Annotated in this window: 18 protein-coding genes and 2 tRNA genes; 18 read left to right on the top strand and 2 right to left on the bottom strand. The window is 59.7% G+C overall.

The window, feature by feature from the left end:
* Positions 1-99 precede the first annotated feature (99 nt).
* Genes tadA through B2589_RS04640 form a run of 4 tightly spaced genes read left to right on the top strand, consistent with a single transcriptional unit; the run spans position 100 to position 3,399 of the window.
* Positions 100-609 (top strand): tRNA adenosine(34) deaminase TadA, encoded by a 510-nt coding sequence (gene tadA / locus B2589_RS04655; RefSeq protein ID WP_286815755.1) that lies wholly within the window; start codon positions 100-102, stop codon positions 607-609.
* Positions 606-1,595 (top strand): UDP-glucose 4-epimerase GalE, encoded by a 990-nt coding sequence (gene galE, locus B2589_RS04650; protein ID WP_286815754.1) that lies wholly within the window; start codon positions 606-608, stop codon positions 1,593-1,595. The genes tadA and galE overlap by 4 nt, the downstream gene beginning before the upstream one ends.
* Positions 1,596-1,627: 32 nt before the next feature.
* Positions 1,628-2,974, top strand: a complete 1,347-nt coding sequence (locus B2589_RS04645) for a UDP-glucose dehydrogenase family protein (RefSeq protein ID WP_199456002.1) — start codon at positions 1,628-1,630, stop codon at positions 2,972-2,974.
* Positions 2,975-2,991: 17 nt separating this feature from the next.
* Positions 2,992-3,399: an HIT domain-containing protein gene (locus B2589_RS04640; protein ID WP_199456003.1), complete on the top strand. Its 408-nt coding sequence runs from the start codon at positions 2,992-2,994 to the stop codon at positions 3,397-3,399.
* Between the two features lie 13 nt (positions 3,400-3,412).
* On the opposite strand, the gene fabR is transcribed toward B2589_RS04640, so the two are convergent.
* A complete protein-coding gene (fabR, locus tag B2589_RS04635) occupies positions 3,413-4,039 on the bottom strand; it encodes an HTH-type transcriptional repressor FabR (RefSeq protein ID WP_022989112.1) in 627 nt (208 codons plus the stop codon).
* A gap of 333 nt (positions 4,040-4,372) precedes the next feature.
* Here fabR and aspS point away from each other — a divergent pair, with 333 nt between their 5' ends.
* From aspS to nadA, 14 genes are all read left to right on the top strand, one after another.
* Positions 4,373-6,172 (top strand): aspartate--tRNA ligase, encoded by a 1,800-nt coding sequence (gene aspS, locus B2589_RS04630; RefSeq protein ID WP_094624163.1) that lies wholly within the window; start codon positions 4,373-4,375, stop codon positions 6,170-6,172.
* Between the two features lie 69 nt (positions 6,173-6,241).
* Positions 6,242-6,769, top strand: a complete 528-nt coding sequence (ruvC, locus tag B2589_RS04625) for a crossover junction endodeoxyribonuclease RuvC (RefSeq protein ID WP_022989110.1) — start codon at positions 6,242-6,244, stop codon at positions 6,767-6,769.
* 30 nt (positions 6,770-6,799) lie between these two features.
* Positions 6,800-7,432 carry a Holliday junction branch migration protein RuvA gene (gene ruvA, locus B2589_RS04620; RefSeq protein ID WP_058340721.1) on the top strand — a complete coding sequence of 211 codons (633 nt, stop codon included), beginning with the start codon at positions 6,800-6,802 and terminating at the stop codon, positions 7,430-7,432.
* 147 nt (positions 7,433-7,579) lie between these two features.
* Complete coding sequence (gene ruvB / locus B2589_RS04615; protein WP_058340722.1) at positions 7,580-8,611, top strand: Holliday junction branch migration DNA helicase RuvB; 1,032 nt, start codon at positions 7,580-7,582, stop codon at positions 8,609-8,611.
* Positions 8,604-9,026: a tol-pal system-associated acyl-CoA thioesterase gene (gene ybgC, locus B2589_RS04610; protein ID WP_094624160.1), complete on the top strand. Its 423-nt coding sequence runs from the start codon at positions 8,604-8,606 to the stop codon at positions 9,024-9,026. The genes ruvB and ybgC overlap by 8 nt, the downstream gene beginning before the upstream one ends.
* Before the next feature lie 36 nt (positions 9,027-9,062).
* Entirely contained in the window at positions 9,063-9,752 is a 690-nt protein-coding gene (tolQ, locus tag B2589_RS04605) for a protein TolQ (protein WP_286815753.1), read from the top strand.
* 31 nt (positions 9,753-9,783) lie between these two features.
* Positions 9,784-10,230: a protein TolR gene (gene tolR / locus B2589_RS04600; RefSeq protein WP_022989105.1), complete on the top strand. Its 447-nt coding sequence runs from the start codon at positions 9,784-9,786 to the stop codon at positions 10,228-10,230.
* Between the two features lie 18 nt (positions 10,231-10,248).
* Entirely contained in the window at positions 10,249-11,256 is a 1,008-nt protein-coding gene (tolA, locus tag B2589_RS04595; RefSeq protein WP_286815752.1) for a cell envelope integrity protein TolA, read from the top strand.
* A gap of 53 nt (positions 11,257-11,309) precedes the next feature.
* The gene (gene tolB, locus B2589_RS04590) at positions 11,310-12,593 is read left to right on the top strand and encodes a Tol-Pal system beta propeller repeat protein TolB (protein ID WP_058340981.1); all 1,284 of its coding nucleotides are present in this window, start codon (positions 11,310-11,312) and stop codon (positions 12,591-12,593) included.
* A 59-nt stretch (positions 12,594-12,652) separates the two neighbouring features.
* On the top strand, positions 12,653-13,222 hold the full coding sequence (pal, locus tag B2589_RS04585; protein ID WP_058340725.1) for a peptidoglycan-associated lipoprotein Pal: 570 nt from the start codon (positions 12,653-12,655) through the stop codon (positions 13,220-13,222).
* Positions 13,223-13,247: 25 nt separating this feature from the next.
* Positions 13,248-13,994 carry a tol-pal system protein YbgF gene (gene ybgF, locus B2589_RS04580; RefSeq protein WP_286815751.1) on the top strand — a complete coding sequence of 249 codons (747 nt, stop codon included), beginning with the start codon at positions 13,248-13,250 and terminating at the stop codon, positions 13,992-13,994.
* Between the two features lie 112 nt (positions 13,995-14,106).
* A tRNA-Lys gene (locus tag B2589_RS04575) sits at positions 14,107-14,182 on the top strand.
* A 62-nt stretch (positions 14,183-14,244) separates the two neighbouring features.
* Positions 14,245-14,320: transfer RNA gene (locus tag B2589_RS04570), tRNA-Lys, on the top strand.
* A gap of 195 nt (positions 14,321-14,515) precedes the next feature.
* Complete coding sequence (gene nadA / locus B2589_RS04565; RefSeq protein WP_094624156.1) at positions 14,516-15,577, top strand: quinolinate synthase NadA; 1,062 nt, start codon at positions 14,516-14,518, stop codon at positions 15,575-15,577.
* Between the two features lie 18 nt (positions 15,578-15,595).
* Here the strand turns inward: nadA and B2589_RS04560 are convergent, their stop codons facing one another.
* Complete coding sequence (locus B2589_RS04560; RefSeq protein WP_286815750.1) at positions 15,596-17,065, bottom strand: M48 family metalloprotease; 1,470 nt, start codon at positions 17,063-17,065, stop codon at positions 15,596-15,598.
* Positions 17,066-17,152: the final 87 nt, after the last annotated feature.

Raw genomic sequence — 17,152 nt, 5'->3', positions numbered from 1 at the left:
TTAAGGAATTTCTGAGCATGGTATTTATCATGGTGTTACCGATTATCAGTATAATAAGCCGTTGAAAATAAAAGACAAAAATGGCTTATTGATAATAGAATGGGAATAAAGGACGACCAGTACTGGATGGCCAGGGCGCTTGAGCTGGCCAGCCAGGCTGCAAGCAAGGATGAAGTGCCGGTAGGTGCCGTGGTGGTGCTGAATGGCAAGGAAATCGGGGCCGGGTTTAATGCCCCGATTTCCGGGTGCGACCCGACCGCCCATGCGGAAATCCGGGCCCTGCGGGACGCCGCCGCCAGGGTTGGCAATTACCGGTTGGCCGGTGCCACCTTGTACGTGACGCTGGAGCCCTGCACCATGTGCGTGGGCGCCGTAGTGCACAGTCGTATCAGCCGCCTGGTGTATGGGGCCGCAGAACCCAAGGCCGGCGCCGTAGAATCCGCCCGCAGAACGCTGGAAGAGCCGCACCTGAACTGGCGCGTAGAGGTAACCGGCGGTGTGATGGCCGAGGCATGCGGGCAGGCTATTTCAGAATTTTTCAGCCGGCGCCGTCGGGAAATCCGTGCGCGCCGACAACAAAACTCAGGGAAGGGAAACGAAACCCCATGAAAGTTCTCGTTACCGGCGGTGCCGGTTATATCGGCAGCCATGTGGTCCGGCAGCTGGCTGCAGCAGGCCACGACATTGTGGTTTTCGACAATCTTTCCACCGGCTATCGCTGGGCGGTCACTGCCGGTGAGCTGGTGGTGGGCGACCTGGCCGACGAGCAAGCCATTGAAGCCGTTTTCTCGCAGCACAAATTCGAAGCGGTGCTGCATTTTGCCGCGAACATTGTGGTGCCGGAATCGGTCAGTAATCCGCTGAAGTACTACAGCAACAACACCCGCAACACCCTGAACCTGCTGAAAGCGGTGGAAAGCCACCAGGTTCCCTACATGGTGTTTTCCTCCACGGCCGCTGTGTATGGCATGCCGGAAGAAACGGTACTGACCGAAGACCTCCCGCTGGCGCCCATCAATCCCTACGGTGCTTCGAAGATGATGAGCGAGCGCATGATGATGGACCTGGCCGCGGCCAGCAGCCTGAACTATGTGATTCTGCGCTACTTCAACGTGGCCGGTGCTAACCCCGAAGGACTTCTGGGCCAGGCAACGCCGGAAGCGACTCACCTGATCAAGGTGGCCAGCGAGTGCGTGACCGGGCAGCGCGAGGGCATGAGCGTCTTCGGCACGGATTACGAAACCCGCGATGGCACCTGCATCCGCGATTACATCCACGTGGAAGACCTGGCCAAGGCCCATGTGATGGCGCTGGATTATATGGCCGGAGGCGGAGAGTCGCAGGTGCTGAACTGTGGCTACGGCCGCGGCTTTACCGTGCGGGAAGTGATTGATGTGGTAAAGCAGGAATCCGGTGTGGATTTCCCGGTCACCGAAACCGGCCGCCGCGCCGGAGACCCGGCTGCCTTGATGGCCGACAACACGCGAATCAAGAAAGTTCTGGGCTGGCAGCCGGATTACGATGACCTCAATACCATCGTGCGCACCGCGCTGGCCTGGGAAAAGATCTGGCTGCAGAAAAAAGCCGCTGATTGACGCACTTTTCAACGAAATTCAGGAACAGTTACATGAAAATCACGATTTTCGGAACCGGTTATGTTGGCTTGGTGACGGGTGCCTGCCTGGCGGACGTCGGGCACCACGTGCTGTGCATGGATGTCGACCAGGGCAAGATTGAAAAGCTCAAGAACGGCCAGATTCCTATTTACGAACCGGGCCTGGATAATATCGTTAAGCACACGGTTGAAGCGGGCCGCCTTTCCTTTACCACCGATACTGAAGAAGCCGTCAAGCACGGCACCCTGCAGTTCATCGCCGTGGGCACGCCGCCAGATGAAGACGGCTCTGCCGACCTGCAATACGTGCTGGCCGTGGCCAAGTCCATCGGCCAGTACATGGATGATTACAAGGTGGTGGTGGACAAATCCACCGTACCGGTTGGCACGGGCGACAAGGTGAAAGCCGCGGTTCGTGCCCAGCTGGACCACCGCGGCCTGGAGCTGGATTTTGATGTGGTCTCCAACCCGGAGTTCCTGAAAGAAGGGGCGGCCATCAACGACTTCATGAAGCCGGACCGGATTGTGGTGGGCACCGACAGCGAGCAAGCTGCGGACCTGCTGCGCGAAGTGTACTACCCGTTCAACCGCAGCCACGACCGGATGATCTTTATGGACATCCGTTCCGCTGAGCTGACCAAGTACGCCGCCAACGCCATGCTGGCCACCAAGATCAGCTTCATGAACGAAGTGGCCAACCTGGCCGAGCGCCTGGGCGCGGATATCGAGGAAGTGCGCCGCGGTATCGGTTCCGACCCCCGTATCGGCTACCACTTTATCTATCCCGGCTGCGGCTACGGCGGTTCCTGCTTCCCGAAAGACGTCCAGGCCCTGGCCCGCACCGCCCGCGACTGTGATTACGAATCCAAGCTGCTGAACGCTGTAGAAGCGGTGAACTACGCCCAGAAGCACGTGCTGTTCGACAAGATCAGCCATTACTTCCAGGGCGATCTGAAGGGCAAGGTCGTCGCTTTGTGGGGGCTGGCCTTCAAGCCGAACACCGACGACATGCGTGAGGCCTCGGCCCGCACCCTGATGGAAGACCTCTGGAAGGCAGGTGCTACCGTGCAGGCCTTCGATCCGGAAGCCATGGAAGAAACCCAGCGTATCTACGGTGACCAGGATGGCCTGACTCTGTGCGGTACCAAGGAACAGGCCCTCAAAGGCGCCGATGCCCTGGCCATCTGCACCGAGTGGAAAGAATTCCGCTCCCCGGATTTCGACGTGGTGTCCAGCACCCTCAAGCATCCGGTGGTCTTTGATGGTCGTAACCTGTACGAGCCGGAAATGCTCGAGCGCTATGGTTTGATCTACTACGCCATCGGCCGCGGCCGTAACCAGTTCCATTCGGCGCTCTGAGCCGGGGAGGGCAGGTGATGTTCCAGTTACATGAACGCCTGGCGGCAGACACCCATAACCTGGGGCGCAGCCAACTGTGCGAAATCCTGCTGATGAATGATCGCACCTGGCCCTGGATTATCCTGGTGCCGGCGGTGCCGGATATTCGGGAGATCTACCAGCTCGGCAAAGAGCAGCAGCGTTTGCTGGAAGAATCGTCGACCCTGAGCCAGGGCATGATGGAGATCTTCGGTGGCGACAAGATGAACGTGGCGGCGCTGGGTAACATGGTGCCGCAGCTTCACCTGCACCACATCGTACGCTTTGAAGGCGACCCGGCCTGGCCGGGCCCGGTATGGGGCAAGCAGCCGCCGGTTCCCTACGAGGACGGCGAACTGGAACAGATCAAGGCAAAACTCAAGCCGCTGCTTCAGCAACTGGCCTGAGTACTCTTTGGTATTACTCCCGGCCCTGCTGCCACTGCGCCAGGGTCTGGGAACCTACCAGAATCATCCGAAGCTCCGTCTTCAGCTTGGCTTTCAGCTCCTCCCGCTCTTTGGGTGTAGCATCCAGCGCTTCCGCGCCCTGATTGAACACCAGGGTAACCATGGACTCGGCCACCAGTCGGGCATCTGCCAGCGGCTTGTTCTGCTCCTCGGCAAACCGGCGCAAATCATCGGCCAGCTCCGTCACGAAGTGGTCAATCTCCGCCTTCACCGCCGTCCGGAACGGCTTCGACACCCCGGTACGCTCCCGCAGCATCAGACGGAACAGATTGGCATTATTGCCCAGATACTCCATAAACGTATCCACCGACGTAGAAATAGCACTGCCGTCGCGCACAATCCGCTTGCGGGCCTGCCGCATCAGCTGCCGCAGCGCCACACCGCCTTCGTCCACCAATGCCAGCCCCAGCTCATCCAGCTCGGCAAAGTGCCGGTAAAACGACGTCGGTGCAATCCCGGCCTCCCGGGCAACCTCCCGCAAACTGAGACTGCCAAAGCCCCGATCCGCGCTCAGCTGTGCCAGGGCCGCGTCCATCAGCGCCCGCCGGGTTTTCTGTTTCTGTTCCGCTCTGGTGGCCAACTTACAACTCCATCCGCCGGTCAAACCATGCATTCTAGCCGCCGGTTTTTTGATAGTCATCCCGACGTTAGATACCCGACTCCAATTCTCCGTCGGCACGCCTGATTTTCGCAGGCATTGTGTTTATAATGGGCGGCTTTTACCGGCGCCGCCAAATTACTGTGCGGCCAAGAACGACGTAGCGTCGGGCGGGGGGTGTGCTTTCCGAAACCTTGCGTAGCCAGGGATGGCGGAGCAGAGCGTACAGGGATGTATTCACAGCGTGTTTCGGAAAGCACACCCCCCGCCCGATGCGGGACACAACGCACACATTCAGAACGAACGGGAACCGATATGCGCAGTCATTATTGCGGTGGGATCAACGAATCTCACATTGATCAGGAAGTTACACTCTGCGGATGGGTACACCGCCGCCGTGACCACGGTGGGGTAATTTTCCTGGATCTGCGGGATCGGGATGGCATGTCCCAGGTGGTTGTCGACCCGGACACCCCGGAGAGTTTTGCCCTAGCAGAGAAAGTTCGCAGCGAATTTGTTGTCAAAGTAACCGGCCGCGTGCGTCGTCGCCCGGCAGGTACCGAAAACAACAACATGCCGACCGGCCAGGTGGAGCTGCTGGGCAAGGAAGTCACCATCCTGAACGCCGCCGCCACGCCTCCGTTCCCGCTGGATGAGCATGTAGACGTTGGTGAAGACGTTCGCCTGCGCTACCGCTTTATCGACCTGCGCCGTCCCGAGATGATCAACCGCCTGCGTTTCCGTTCGCGGGTAACCAGCTACATCCGTAACTTCCTGGACAGCCGCGGCTTCATGGATGTGGAAACCCCCATCCTGACCCGCGCCACACCGGAAGGTGCCCGCGACTACCTGGTGCCGAGCCGTACCCACGAAGGTTCTTTCTTCGCGCTGCCCCAGTCTCCGCAGCTGTTCAAGCAGATGCTGATGGTGTCCGGCGTTGATCGTTACTACCAGATTGCCAAGTGCTTCCGTGACGAAGACCTGCGGGCCGATCGTCAGCCGGAATTCACCCAGGTAGACATCGAGGCCTCTTTCATTGATGAAGAGGCCCTGATGAAGCTGAACGAAGACATGATCCGTGCACTGTTCAAAGACGTGCTGGATGTCGACCTGCCGGAATTCCCGCGCATGCCGTATTCCGAGGCCATGCAGCGCTACGGCAGCGACAAGCCGGACCTGCGTATCCCGCTGGAACTGCAAGACGTGGGCGACCTGGTTGAAAGTGTCGACTTCAAGGTATTTGCCGGCCCCGCCAAGGATCCGAAAGGCCGTGTTGCCGCCCTGCGTGTGCCCAAAGGTGCCGAGCTGACCCGTAAGCAGATTGACGACTACACCAAGTTTGTCGGTATCTATGGCGCGAAAGGCCTGGCCTACATCAAGGTCAACGAGCTGGCCAAGGGCGCCGAAGGCCTGCAATCTCCGATCGTGAAGTTCCTGGGTGATGACGTTGCCCTGGCGATCATGGAGCGCGTGGGCGCAGAAGACGGCGACATCGTGTTCTTCGGTGCCGACAAGGCTACCGTGGTGAACGAAGCCCTGGGTGCCCTGCGCATAAAGGTTGGCCACGACCTGAACATGCTCACCTGCGAGTGGGCGCCGATGTGGGTTGTGGACTTCCCGATGTTTGAAGAACTGCCGGATGGCGGCCTGACGGCTATCCACCATCCGTTCACCGCACCGTCCTGCAGCCCGGAAGACCTGGCCGCAGACCCGGCGAACGCCTTGTCCCGTGCCTATGACATGGTTCTGAACGGTACCGAGCTGGGTGGTGGTTCCATCCGTATCCACGACGAGAAAATGCAGGAAGCCGTATTCCGCATCCTCGGCATTGGTGAGGAAGAAGCCCGCGCCAAGTTCGGCTTCCTGCTGGATGCCCTGAAGTTCGGTTGCCCGCCGCACGGTGGCCTGGCCTTTGGCCTGGATCGCCTGGTGATGCTGATGACCGGTTCTTCGTCTATCCGCGATGTCATCGCCTTCCCGAAAACCCAGAGCGCCACCTGTCTGATGACCCAGGCGCCGGGCGAGGTTGATGAAAAGCAGCTGAAAGAACTGCACATTCGCCTGCGCCGCTCTGCCAAGGCCGTTGAAGGCAACAAGGCAGAAGACAAAGAGTAAGGGCACAATGCCGGAGGTGGTGCGCCACCTCCGGCCTGGCCACACTCTCCCACTTCCGAGGGCAGACGGATGGCAATCATCCTGGGGGTAGACCCCGGTTCCCGAATTACCGGTTACGGCATCATCCGCGTTGAAGGTCGCACCATCGAGTACATCGACAGCGGCTGCATCCGGGTGGGGGAAAAGCCCATGGCCGAGCGTCTGCAAACCATCTTCCAAAGCCTTGCGCTTCTCATCGGCGAGTATCGCCCTGAAGAATTTGCCATCGAGCAGGTGTTCATGGCCCGCAACCCGGATTCCGCCCTGAAACTGGGGCAGGCCAGGGGAGCGGCCATTGTCAGCGCTGCCAACAGCGGCCTGGCGGTACACGAGTACTCGGCCCGGCAGGTCAAGCAGGCGGTGGTGGGTACCGGTGGTGCGGACAAGTCCCAGGTGCAGCATATGGTACAGGCGCTGCTGGGGTTGTCCCGCAAGCCTCAGGCCGATGCTGCCGATGCCCTGGCCATTGCCCTTTGCCATGCCCATATGAATCAGAGTGTCATGAAGCTGGCACGGTCTGGTGGCAAGGTGCGTAGCGGGCGTGTGCGACAACAATAACCGGCTGGCAACAGCTACAGGAGTCCTGCTTTGATTGGTCGTATTCGAGGAATATTGCTGGAGAAGGCGCCGGGGCACGTTCTGGTGGAATGCTCCGGCCTGGGTTACGAAATCGACATTCCCTACACCACCTTTTTTCATCTTCCGGATGCAGGCCAGGAAGTCACCCTGCACACCCATTTTGCGGTGCGGGAAGATGCCCAGAGCCTGTTCGGCTTTGCCTCACGGCTCGACCGTGATTTGTTCCGCCTGCTGATCAAGGTCAACGGTGTAGGCCCCAAGCTGGCGGTAGGCATACTCTCCGGCCTGGATGCGCAGCAGTTTATCCGCTGCGTGGAAGTGAAAGACGTCAACGCCCTGGTGAAACTGCCCGGCGTCGGCAAAAAGACGGCAGAGCGACTGCTGATCGAGATGGCGGACCGTATCGGACAGCTGGAAGGGCAGTTTGTGCCGGCGATGCCGGACACCCCGGCTGCATCCGGGGGCCCTGGTAATCAACCGCCAACAGGCCCGGACCCGCGGGACGAAGCGGAAGCGGCCCTGATTGCCCTGGGCTACAAACCCCAGGAAGCGGCAAAGGCCATCAGCAAGGTGGCCGAGCCGGAGATGACCAGCGAAATGCTGATACGGCTTGCCCTGAAGAACATGATACCGGCCGGGTGATGTCCCGGCTTTTTTGTGTCGCTCCATGACACTATTGTGTAGAGAGCGTAACGTGACTCGAACCAAGCCCTTTGTACAATTGGTGCAACCTGGAATTCAGGGGCAACCAATGGGCACGTTGTTTATTCCCAGCAAGCGGATAATGCCATGATTGAATCGGACCGACTGATATCGGCGACAGCCGGAGACTACGAGGAAGTACAGGACCGGGCCATCCGGCCTACGCTGCTATCCGAGTATGTTGGCCAGCCCAGTGTCCGTGAACAGATGGAGATCTTCATTTCTGCCGCCCGTGCCCGGCAGGAAGCCCTGGACCACGTGTTGATCTTCGGCCCGCCGGGGCTGGGTAAAACCACGCTGGCCAACATCATTGCCAACGAGATGGGGGTGTCCATCAAGACCACCTCCGGACCGGTGCTGGAGAAAGCCGGCGACCTGGCCGCCATGCTCACCAATCTGGAAGAAGGCGATGTCCTGTTTATCGACGAGATTCATCGCCTGAGCGCTGCGGTTGAAGAAGTGCTGTATCCGGCCATGGAAGACTACCAGCTGGATATCATGATCGGAGAAGGGCCGGCCGCCCGCTCCATCAAGCTGGACTTGCCACCGTTCACGCTGGTGGGTGCCACCACCCGTGCCGGCCTGCTGACTTCGCCGTTGCGGGATCGCTTTGGCATTGTGCAGCGGCTTGAGTTCTATAACACCCAGGACCTTACCCACATCATCATCCGTTCGGCCCGCCTGTCGTCAGTGAAAATTGATGAGTCCGGTGCCTTCGAGATTGCCCGCCGCTCCCGGGGCACACCACGGATTGCCAACCGGCTGCTGCGCCGGGTGCGGGACTTCGCGGAAGTTCGGTCAGACGGCCATATCACCGCCGATATCGCCGACCAGGCCCTGAATATGCTGAAAGTAGACAGCCAGGGCTTTGATCACATGGACCGCCGCCTGTTACTGGCGATGATCGAAAAGTTTGATGGTGGCCCGGTGGGCGTAGAGAGCCTGGCGGCAGCAATCAGCGAGGAGCGGGGCACCATCGAGGATGTGCTGGAACCGTTCCTGATCCAGCAAGGCTACATGGTGCGCACTCCCCGGGGGCGTATGGTGACCTCCAACGCCTACCAGCATTTCGGTGTGGTGCCGCCGAAATCCGGTAGGGAGGAAGATCGTTTTGACTGAGAACAGCCCGAATATCTTCGAACTACCTATCAGGGTGTATATAGAAGATACGGATGCCGGTGGTATTGTTTTCCACGCCAAGTACCTGCACTACATGGAGCGGGCACGAACCGAATGGGTTCGCAGCCGGGGTGTGGGCCTTCGGGCTGGCCTTGAGGACAACATCAGCTACGTAGTGCAGCGCATGAACATCCATTACCGGACGCCGGCAAAGCTGGATGACCAGCTGCTGGTTACTGCCGAGCCGGTGGCATCGTCCCGGGTATGGATGAGCTTTCGCCAGCAGGTACTGAAGGCGGAGAGCCGGGAGTTATTGTGTGAGGCAGAAGTGCGGGTGGCGTGTATTGCACTGGATACCGGGAAGCCCCGCCGCTTGCCGGAAAACATGTTGGAGATTCTTAAGAACTCCGCGTAACGAATTGAAAAATATAAACTTGGTCGGGAGTAGATAGTGGAAGCGGAACTTTCAGTCTGGCATCTGATTGCGAACGCCGGGGTACTGGTGCAACTGGTTATGTTGTTGCTGGTGGCAGCCTCGGTTATGTCCTGGGCTTTAATCTTTCAGCGCCTGCAGGTGTTTCGCAAGGCCAAGCGTGCGCAGCTGGCCTTTGAAGAAAGGTTCTGGTCTGGGATGGACCTGGGCCAGCTGTACAAGGAAGTAAGCTCAGATCCCACGCCGTACTCCGGCATGGAGGCGGTGTTCCGGTCAGGTTTCAAGGAATTTTCCCGCCTGCGCCAGCAAAGCCGGGACGCAGATGCGGTCATGGAAGGTGCCCAGCGCGCCATGCGGGTGGCCTTCTCCCGGGAGCAGGAGCGGCTCGAAACCCATTTGCCGTTCCTGGCCACGGTGGGTTCCACCAGTCCCTACGTGGGCCTGTTCGGTACCGTTTGGGGCATCATGAACTCCTTCCGGGGCCTGGCGCAAGTTCAGCAGGCAACCCTGGCTACGGTTGCGCCGGGCATTTCCGAAGCCCTGATCGCCACCGCCATGGGTCTTTTTGCCGCGATTCCGGCGGTTATTGCCTACAACCGGTTCGCCGCTATGTCTGATGCCTTGCTGAAGAACTACGAGACCTTCGCGGAGGAATTCTCCAGCATCCTGCATCGCCGGGTTCACAACAGCGACCAGGCCGCAGGCTGATGGCTGACACCGGGCAAAGGGGAGAAGCGGTATGAAAGGCATGGGAATGATGCCCCAGCAGCGGCGCAGGCCGATGTCGGAAATCAACGTGGTGCCCTACATTGACGTAATGCTGGTGCTGCTGGTGATCTTTATGGTGACGGCGCCCATGCTCACCCAGGGGGTGAAGGTGGATTTGCCGGAAACCACGTCTGACCCGATCCAGCAGGACAAAGACGTGGAATCCATTACCGTGTCTGTGGATGCCAATGGCGCCTATTACCTGGAAGTGGGTGATCGTGGCGGCGATCCGATGTCGCTGGACGAAGTGACCGACCAGGTGGCGAAGATTCTTTCCCAGCGGGCCAACAGTGAAATCATGGTACGCGGGGACGAGTTTGTGGATTACGGTGTTGTGGTGCGCCTGATGGCGGCACTGCAGGCGGCCGGCGCCAGCGGCGTTGGACTTATCACAGACATGCCCGACACTAACCCGTAACAAGGTGGCGAACGAGTTGTGATAGGTCACGAACGGGAAACGATCAGTACCGATACGCCGCCGTGGAAGTCGCCGGTTGTGTTATCGGTGGCACTGCATGTGTTGCTTCTGGTGATTGCCCTGGCAGGCTGGTCGTGGACCAATCCTGTACAGGAACCGGAGCCCCGCAGTATCTCGGCAAGGCTGGTAAGCCCCGAGCCCAAGCCCAGCCCGGTGGTCGACGAGCAGGATCAGCGCGACAAGGAAGAAGAGCGTCGCTTGCAGGAAGAGAAAGAGCGGCAGCAAGCGGAAGCCGAGCGCAAACGGCAACAGGAAGAAGCCAGGCGCAAAGAGGCCGAAGAGCAGGCTCGCAAGCGAGAGCAGGAGCGCAAACAGCAGGAGGCGAAAGCCCGGGAGCTGGCCGAGCAACAGGCTCGCGAGAAAGAAGCCGCCCGCCAGAAAGCGGTAGCCGAGGCGAAGGAGCGTGCTCGCCAGAAAGCCGAGCAGGAGCAGCGTGCCCGCGAAGAGGCTAAGCGTAAGGCGGAAGAAGAGCAGCGCCGCCGTGAGGAGGCCGAACGCCAGCGCCAGGAACAGCAAGCCCGGGAAGAGGCGGAGCGTAAGCGCAAAGAAGCCGAGCGCCGCCTGAAAGAACAGCAGCTGGAAGCGCTGGCTGAGCAGGCCCGCCAGGAGCGGGAGGCAGAAGCACGGCGCCAGCAGGAGGCGGCAGCGGCACGAGCCCGGGAAGCCCAGAAGCTCAGTGACAGCGAAAAATACCAGGCCCTGATTCGGGACCGTCTGAGCCAGGCCTGGTATCCGCCGTCTTCCGCCACAGAGAACATGGTGGCCAGGCTACAGATTACCCTGTTGCCGACCGGGGAACTCGCCAATGTGCGGCTGGTCAGCAGTAGTGGCAATACAGCATTCGATAACTCGGCGCTGGGTGCGGCCCGCTCGCTTAACCGCTACCCGGTGCCGGACGACAGGGATACTTTCGAGCGGTACTTCCGCCAGTTTACGATTGAATTCAATCCGCAACGCCTGCGGTGAGGCCAGGGACTGATATGACACAAAAAACGAGTTGCCATAAAACAACCGTGAAAATGCTCCTGACCGGCTGGCTGGCAGCGATGATGCTGTCGGCAGGTAACGCCAGCGCCGAGCTGCTGATCCGGATAACCGAAGGGGCGAACTCGGCCATTCCGGTGTCGGTTGTGCCGTTTGCCGAAAGCGGCGCCATGCCGCCGGGCGACAAGGTGAGCAGTATCGTACAAGGCGACCTCACCATGAGCGGTGAGTTCCGCACGCTTGAGCCCTCGAAAATGCTGAGCCTGCCATCGAAGGGTTCGGATGTGTACTTCCGGGACTGGCGCATGCTCGGCCAGCGCTATGTGCTGGTAGGCGAACTGACCCGCAGTGGCGACAGGGTTCAGGCCCGCTATGAACTGTTTGATGTAAACCAGGAGAAGCGGATCCTGGGTGAGACCGCAGCTGCCGGTGTTGGCAGCGTCCGCACCCTGGCGCATCACATCAGCGACCGCATTTACGAAGCCATTACCGGAGAGCCGGGCGTGTTCTCCACCAAGCTCGCCTATGTGACGGTGAGCGGTGAGGGCGACCAGATGCGTTACCGGCTCCAGGTCAGTGACGTGGACGGCAAGCGGGCAAAAATCCGGCTGGAAAGCCGTGAGCCGATTCTGTCTCCGGCCTGGTCGCCGGACGGCAAGAAACTGGCCTATGTGTCGTTCGAAACCGGCAAGCCCGCCATCTATGTGCACGAGCTGTCTTCCGGGCAGCGGGACAAGGTAGCGGATTTCTCCGGCCTGAACTCGGCCCCGGCCTGGTCGGAAGACGGCAAGTCCCTGTTGATGACCCTGTCCCGTGACGGCAATGCGGAAATCTACCAGATGGACCTGGCCAGCCGGAAAACCACCAAGCTGACCAACCACTGGGCCATCGACACCGAGCCGGCCTGGGACTATGCCAACAAGGGCATTTACTTTACCTCGGACCGTTCCGGTGGCCCGCAGATCTACTTCATGGAGCGCCCGGGTGCCGAGCCGCGCCGGATCACCTTCGGCAGTCGCTACAACGCGCGGCCGCGGCCGGATAACAAGGGTGAGTACGTGTATTACGTGCACCAGCGGGACCGGGCATTCCACATTGCCCGCACCAACCTGAAAACCGGTGACGAAAGCATCATCACCCGTACCGAATCGGATGAATCACCCAGCGTGTCGCCCAATGGCCGACTGCTGATCTATGCCACCGGCCAGAACGGAGCCAGCGTGTTGACCGTTGTTTCTGCCGACGGCGGTGCGGCCTACAGCCTGCCTGCGGCCGATGGCGATGTAAGAGAACCGGCCTGGGGGCCGATCACCCGCTGAGGCTGTTAGCGCGGGCAGAAAAACTGATTTAAGCAAACTCAAAAAGAGGGAAAGGAAGTATGAAACTGTCATTCTCAACAAAAGTGTTCGCTATGGTGCTTTCTGCCGGACTGGTAGCAGGCTGTAGCTCCACCGGCGAAAACATGGAAGACGAAGCCTACGGTTCTGACGTCCAGGCTATCGGCGGTGATGACGGCTCCACGGTGTATGGTGGCGACGATGGCGATGGCGTTTCCTCCGGTGTTCTGAGCGACGAAGAGCGCCAGGCTGCCCGTGAGCAGGCCGAGCAGCAGGCCCTGCGTGATATCACGACCTTCTACTTCGATTTCGATACTTCCGAAATCAAGCAGGAAGCCCGTGACGTGCTGGTTGCCCACGCCCGCTACCTGGCCGACAACCCGCGCCAGCAGGTTCGCCTGGAAGGCCACGCCGATGACCGCGGTACCAAGGAGTACAACCTGGCCCTTGGTGAGCGCCGTGCCAATGCTATCCAGCGTTTCCTGATTGTGAACGGGGCTTCCCGTGGCCAGATGGAAACCGTAAGCTACGGAGAAGAGAAGCCGGCTGTACGTGGCACTTCCGACAGCGCCCGGGCGCAGAACCGTCGCGTAGAGTTGATTTTCCAGTAAACCTTCTGATTAACCGGACGGGCCCATGAGAAAACAGCTCATGGCGACCGTGCTGATCCCGCTGGGCCTTGGCCTGGCGGGAGTCGTTCAGGCACAGTCGTCGAATGTCTCCTCCCAGAGCAGTGCCGAACTGTTCTATATGATCCAGCAGTTGCAGGGCGATGTTCGCCGCCTGCAGGGCCGGGTTGAAGAGCAGCAGCATGAAATTAACCGGTTGCAACAGCAGGGCCGGGATCGGTACGTCGACCTGGATCAGCGTATCCTGGATCTCTCCAAGGCGATCGAGGCGCGCCCTGAGCCTGCTGCCGCAAGTTCAGGCGGGGCCGCGAACGCTTCAGGGGGCAGTGGCTCGCAGCCGGTACAGCCGGTGAAGGTTTACCGGTCTCCGGAAGCGGACGAGAAACAGGCGTATGACGAGATCATCAGCCTGATCCGTAACGACAAAGACTACGACACCGCCATTTCACGGCTGTATGACTTTGTCGACAAGTATCCCGAAGGCGACCTTACCGTGAATGCCTATTACTGGCTCGGTGAGGTTTATCTGGCAAAGCCGCAGCCCGAGCAGGCCAAGCAGGCGTTCACGCTTGTGGCAACCCGCTACAGTGATCACCGCAAAGCGCCAGATGCGGTCTACAAGCTGGGTGTCGCGCTGGATCGGCTGGGTGAGAAAGACGAAGCCGTGCGCCGGATGCAGAGCGTGATCGATCGTTATCCGCAGTCGTCTGCCGCAGACCTGGCTAAAAAATACCTGGACAGTGCAGGAAGTTGATCGCACATTGAACGATCTGGTTGTCCGGTGATCAGTCAGGAAAAAAATATAAAGATTCCCGAAAAAAGGGGTTGATCACCAAAAAAAATTCAGTAATATGTGCGCCTCGTTTGGGTCGTTAGCTCAGTTGGTAGAGCAGTTGGCTTTTAACCAATTGGTCGAAGGTTCGAATCCTTCACGACCCACCAAACACAGAATGCCCGAAACCAACGCGGGTGTTCGCCGGATGAAAAGCCGGCAAAACAGTTACGGGTCGTTAGCTCAGTTGGTAGAGCAGTTGGCTTTTAACCAATTGGTCGAAGGTTCGAATCCTTCACGACCCACCAACAAACCGGAGTGCCTCAGGGCGATTCGGTTGAAAAAAAGAGCCTTCGGGCTCTTTTTTTTTTGCCTGTCGGGCCACCATCTTTTAATCAGCCCCGGCTGCCACTCAGGGCTTTATCACGGGTATATTGCAGGCCGATGAAATGCGGTGGGGAAGTGATATACTCTGGCGGTAAACGTATTTCAGAGATCCAGCGATGACACGAGCGCAAGACCGTATCCTTGTTCAGGAACACCTGGCCCACCAGGCCGAGCCCAAGCCTTTGAGCGACAGTGAAAAGGCCGACCTCGAGGCGCGCATCAAAGATGCCCTCAAGGAGAAGGATGCCGTGCTGGTTGCGCATTACTACACAGACCCGGACATCCAGCGACTGGCTGAGGAAACCGGTGGTTGTGTGGCAGACTCGCTGGAAATGGCCCGCTTTGGCAACCAGCATCCCGCGTCTACGGTTGTGGTGGCAGGCGTCCGCTTCATGGGTGAGACCGCCAAGATCCTTAATCCGGAAAAGCGTGTGCTTATGCCCACCCTGGAAGCGACCTGCTCGCTGGACGTGGGCTGCCCTGCGGACGAGTTCTCCGAGTTCTGCGACCAGCATCCGGACCGGACCGTGGTGGTCTACGCCAATACTTCGGCGGCCGTGAAGGCGAGGGCAGACTGGGTGGTTACCTCCAGCTGTGCCCAGGCTATTGTTGAGCACCTGGATGCCCGGGGCGAGAAAATCCTGTGGGCGCCAGACAAACACCTTGGCCACTACGTGCAGAAAACCACGGGCGCCGATGTGCTGCTGTGGGACGGCTCCTGCATTGTGCACGAGGAATTCAAGTTCCGTGGCCTGGAAGATCTCAAGGCCCTGTATCCGGATGCCGCCGTGCTGGTGCACCCGGAATCACCGGATGCCGTGGTGCAGATGGCGGATGTGGTGGGTTCAACGTCCCAGCTGATTAACGCGGTGCAGACCCTGCCGAATGAAGAGTTCATTGTCGCCACCGACAACGGTATCTTCTACAAGATGCAGCAGCTGGCGCCGAACAAGACTTTGATTGAAGCCCCGACTGCCGGAAACGGCGCTACCTGCCGCAGCTGTGCTCATTGCCCCTGGATGGCCATGAATGGGCTCGAGAACCTGCTGCATGTCCTGGAAACCGGTGACCAGGAAGTGCTGGTAGACGATGCATTGCGCGAGGATGCCCTGCGCCCCCTGCGCCGTATGCTGGACTTTACCGCCAATATGAACCTGAAGGCCGCAGGCAACGCCTGATTTCAGCCTTGCCCGTTCTTACTGGCGGGCCTCCTGAAGGCGGCTGGCAATTTCGCCCAGGCGCTGATTGATCACCTGCCGTTCGGTAGACCCGGCCGGCAGCAGTTCCTGGGCCTGGCGCAATTGGCGCTGGGCCGCACGCCAGTCTCCCATCAGTACCTCATACTCTGCCCGCGCCCGATGCACGCCCACAATATTGCGGGCCATACCTTCTGCTTCTGCCAGTCGCAGCCAGACCTGTTCCTGGTGCGGATATTGTCGGCTCATATCCCTGAGTACAGACGCTGCTGCAGAGCCGTTACCGTCACCGATTTCGGCGCTGGCCAGCATCATGCTGATCGGGTAGTTGCCCGGATTGCGTGACAGCGCACCCTGCAACAGATTCCTGGCCTCGGCAAAGCGCTGCTGGCTGATTTGTGTTTCGGCCAGGGAGACCTGAAACGTGATGCGCCCCGGATTGTCTTCCAGCAGTTCTCTCAGGATGTTTTCTGCCTTCTGGTACTGCCTGGCTTCGTGGTAGGCCACGGCCAGGCCATAGCGGATGGCATCGTTGCGCTGGGCGTCGTCCCGGTTCAGGTAGGCCTCGAAGGTTTCGATCGCAATCTCCGGGGATTGGGCGTAGTGCACCTGCAGGCGGCTGCGGACAAGGTGGTATTCCTGGCCATCCCGCACTCGTTCGTCAGGGTATTGCTCGGCCCGGTTGCGGGTGTCGGCTACCCGGCTCTGGGTGAGGGGGTGCGTGGAAAGGTATTCCGGCAGCCGGTTACCTTGCAGGCGGTTCTGGCGCATCATGATCTCGAACATTTCCGGCATGCCCCGCGGATCCATGCCGGCGCTGGCCAGGATGTCCAGGCCCACACGGTCAGCTTCCTGTTCGTGGGATCGACTGTAGGCCAGCATGTTCTGCATGGAGATGGCCTGGGTGCCGGCAATGGCGGCAATGCCGATGTCGGACTGGGTCACTGCCGATAACACAATGCCCGCAATCATACCGGCAAGGGTCAGCGGTGCGCTGGTTTCCTGCTGCTGCATGCGCCGGGCAAAGTGACGCTGGCTCAGGTGCGCCAGTTCGTGGGCCAGTACCGAAGCAAACTGCTGCTCGGTGGCGGCGTTCAAAAACAGCCCGCCATTCACGCCAACGATACCGCCGGGCACGGCAAAGGCGTTCAGGGCAGGGCTGTCGATCAGTGCCAGGCTGAGATTGCGATCATCCAGCGGAGCCGAGGGCACCAGCCGGTAAATCATTGAACTGAGATAGTCGTAAACCAGCGGATCCTGGATCTGCGGGGCCGAGCGCCGGATGGAGGTCATCACCTGCTGGCCGATGTCGGCCTCCTGCTGGCCGGAAATCAGGCCACCGCTGCCGCCAATGCTGGGCAGTGTGGAGTTATTGGCGGTCAGCGCAGCCGGTGTGGTCAGCAGGCTGGCGGCCAGGGTCAGGGCCAGGCTTGAACGCGATCTGCTTCGGCGATTTTTGGAGTGCGTCATGGATTCCGATACTGCCCCGGTTTCAGATGGCCGTTAGACCAGTGGTGCCCTTCGAAGTTCTGGTTTGGATTACCAACTCTTGAGGTG

This window comes from Marinobacter sp. UBA3607 (genome assembly GCF_002375525.1).
GTDB lineage: Bacteria > Pseudomonadota > Gammaproteobacteria > Pseudomonadales > Oleiphilaceae > Marinobacter > Marinobacter vinifirmus.
This window is presented reverse-complemented; position numbering and strand designations above follow the sequence as displayed.